General features: G+C 34.6%; 2 protein-coding genes. Both read right to left on the bottom strand.

The window, feature by feature from the left end; translation table 11 throughout:
• Positions 1–873: 873 nt before the first annotated feature.
• A complete protein-coding gene (locus IX84_RS30395) occupies positions 874–2,067 on the bottom strand; it encodes a tetratricopeptide repeat protein (protein WP_044230242.1) in 1,194 nt (397 codons plus the stop codon).
• Between the two features lie 211 nt (positions 2,068–2,278).
• Positions 2,279–2,587: T9SS type A sorting domain-containing protein (locus IX84_RS30390; RefSeq protein WP_044230400.1), on the bottom strand; the 309-nt coding region annotated here is incomplete at its 5' end.

The raw sequence follows: 2,587 nt of genomic DNA, 5'->3' as shown, positions 1-2,587 counted from the left end.
GCGCAGGCAGCAAAAGGCGAAACTGGCGCAGCCTGGCTTTTGCTGACTGCAGCGGGTTTTTCATTCTGATTTTTCAATCGCAGATTTTACCCAGCTTGTGTGTAGCCATTGTTATGGGTTGCCGCTTTATTCTTTTCACCATTTCAAAAAAAGGGCCCCATTTTCAAATTCTGGGCTATCCAAAAGGCGGCTGGTAAATTCTCTTCAACTGATTTTAATTTACTGGTTTTCAGTCGATTCAAATTCGGGATTCTGATTCTTCAATTTGATCGTTTCAAATCTCAAATCAACCAATAATCTGACAACAATCGACCTATTTCAGGATTCTGATCTCCATTTCCAGAAGATTCAACCTGATTTTTGATTCCTGATTTACTCAATTCGATTTTCCAGATTTATCAAAATCAGATTCAGGTTTATCAAATCTTGAGTTTCTGATCTTGGTTCTCAAATTGATTCAATCAACGGTTTCCTGTTCAAAATTTACAGATTCCAGATTCCCGATTTCTGTTTATGGACGAGATTCAAATTCCTGATTTCTATTTCAAAAGCCGCCTAAACGTAAATCTCATCTGAAAAAACCAATCTCATTTTTCAAGATGGGCCCGGTTAATCTTAAGAATTCAAATTATTAGTTTTCTGTCCGATTAACCGTAAAGAATACAATACTCGACAGGATATTTGCCCGCCTTCTAAATTTCAATTCCCCGATTTGAAAATCAGTTCTCGATTTCCGGATGATTTCCCGATTCTGAATTTTCATTTTTGAGGCGGGAGAATCCATATTTTCAATTCCATAGAATGCCAATTCTGATGCGGTACCCCATAACGGTCCGGCTAGCCGCAGTACGGAGTGAAACGGAGTATTGTCGGCTAGCCATTGTTCGCTACCGTGTTCTTTTCTTTTTCCAAATATGATTTCAGTAATTTGATTGTTTCTTGATTTATAGGACTTTCTTTAACTCTATCAATCAACTCAATTTTATTAATCATCGATTTAGCTATTCCTGATGGCAAGTTCTTTTCCGTTGATTTTAAAAATTCTGATTTTCCTTCTTGCACATTATCGCCTTTCAGTAGATAGCTTAACCCTAAATTCGAGTATAACTGAGCGTTTGAAGGCGCTAATTTTAATTGAGTGTTTACAATTTCAAAAACTTTATCTGCATTTCTTCTACTTTCATCTATTTTTCCAAGTAACAATTGCGTTAGGGATAGATTTACGAATACCCAATATTTTGTCACACCTTCTTCTATTAGAAACTGGCGGTTTGCTTCGATAAAAATCTCTTCTGCTTCTTTTAGCCTATTGCTATTCATTAAGATAGACCCATATTCATATAATGCAGGTGGATATTTGTCGTTTATGGCAGCATCTTTGATAACTATTTCAGCATTCTCTAATTGACCATTTCTTCGATATGTTTGAGCAAGACGATATTTGATTACCTTGTCATCTGGAAATTCTTTATATAATTTTTCTAAGTTTTGAATCGCTTCTTCGGTTTTTCCTGTGTTTGCTAAAATCCGGTATAAGTTTCTTATAATTTCGGGATGATTAGGCTGAATTTTCTTTGCTTGTAGAAATGCAGAAAGTGATTTTTCATAATCCCCTTGATAAAAATACCATTGCCCTCTTATTAAAGGAAAGAGAAGTTTAAGAGAATCTTCCTTATCTTTTTTGAAATCTTCTCTTAGGGACTCCAATTCCGATTTTTGGTCTTCAATCTCCCTTTTTGATTTTTTATAAAGTTCTTCTAAGTCATTTTTAATCTTTCTTATTTGCGAAATTTGGTATCCACTATAAACTGTAGCGATACTCAATAAAGCGGCAAAAATTGCAAAAATCCTTCCTGACCAAGAGATAATCGTATTTGAAACTCCAACTATTCCATTATTTTCTTTTTCGATATTATCAATCTTCAAATTGAGCTTCTCTATCTCAACTTGTGCTTTTTGTAATTCAGCTTGTATTTCTCGTACTAATTCAGTAGTATTTGAGTCAGTATTCTGTCCAAACAGTGAGATTGTAAAAATTAGAAATACTATTGTGGTTATTAGTTTCATTTGTTTTTATATTTTTTCATGGTAGCGAACGGGAACGGCTACGTGACGTGCCGGATTCTAAATTTACCATTTTCGTCTTAATTCACAAATGCTAGCGCAGGCAGCAAAAGGCGAAATTGGCGCAGCCTGGCTTTTGCTGCCTGCGCGGGTTTTTCATCTCTATTTTTCAATCGAAGATTTTTACCGGCATGGCATGTAGCCATTGTTCTCATCAGTTCATTTTAATTAACTTATAGTTATTCTTTATTCCTTCTTCATCAATAATTGTAAGTATTAAGACTCCAGAATCAAAGCCACTTAAATCTAATTCTTTTGTTATATCAAAGGTAGTTTCAGATAAAATCATCCTTCCTGATAGATCTGATACAACTATTTTTTCAATACCTCTTTCTGATCTGATTCTTACTTTGTCTGAGAATGGGTTAGGAAAAACCTCAATTCTATTTAAAATTAGTTCCTCAGTATTTACAGCATACTCTAATGAAAAGTCATCAATTGTTAAATAATTACACTCAACGCT

It is taken from the genome of Phaeodactylibacter xiamenensis (assembly GCF_000759025.1).
Classification (GTDB): Bacteria; Bacteroidota; Bacteroidia; order Chitinophagales; family Saprospiraceae; genus Phaeodactylibacter; species Phaeodactylibacter xiamenensis.
This window is presented reverse-complemented; position numbering and strand designations above follow the sequence as displayed.

Excerpts from the sequence above, each read along its gene's own strand:
- IX84_RS30395 (WP_044230242.1), bottom strand. The coding sequence starts at position 2,067 with ATGAAACTAATAACCACAATAGTATTTCTAATTTTTACAATCTCACTG.